Annotated in this window: 2 pseudogenes; both read left to right on the forward strand. The window is 71.1% G+C overall.

The features are described from left to right. Nucleotides 1-151 (forward strand): annotated as a pseudogene (locus OO54_RS48205) (carbohydrate ABC transporter permease); the annotation flags it as partial. Between the two features lie 163 nt (nucleotides 152-314). Next, nucleotides 315-539, forward strand: a pseudogene (locus OO54_RS40965) (sugar ABC transporter substrate-binding protein); the annotation flags it as partial.

Genomic DNA, 539 nt, shown 5'->3' on the forward strand with positions numbered 1-539 from the left:
GAACGCCCAGGCCCAGACCGCCGGCGGCGAAGCCGTCTTCGACCTCATCATCACCGGCTCCCTCCTCACGATCGTCCCGATCGTCGCCGCGTTCCTCCTGCTCCAGCGGTTCTGGCAGTCCGGCCTGGCCGCGGGCAGCGTCAAGGAATAGCCCCGTCCCAGCCCCACCGGGGAGTCCCGCCCCGGTCCACCCCGCCGGGGAGTCCCGCCCCGGTCCGCCCCCTCCCGGAAGCCCGCCCCGACCCAGCTCCATCCCCACCCGGAAGCCACTCCCCGACCGCCACCGATCCCGATCCCGACCAGGAGCACCTCCCATGCGTACGCACAGCACCCGCAGACTCCTCGGCGCCCTCTCCGTACTCGCCACTCTCACGCTGACCGCCACGGCCTGCGGCTCCGACGCCTCGGACACGGGGACGGGCGATAGCACTCCCAAGGATGTCAACGCCGCACTCGAGAAGGGCGGCAAGGTCACGGTGTGGGCGTGGGAGCCCACCCTGAAGAAGGTGGCGGAGGACTTCGAGAAGAAGTACCCCAAC

This window comes from Streptomyces wedmorensis (assembly GCF_000716445.1).
Taxonomy (GTDB): domain Bacteria; phylum Actinomycetota; class Actinomycetes; order Streptomycetales; family Streptomycetaceae; genus Streptomyces; species Streptomyces wedmorensis.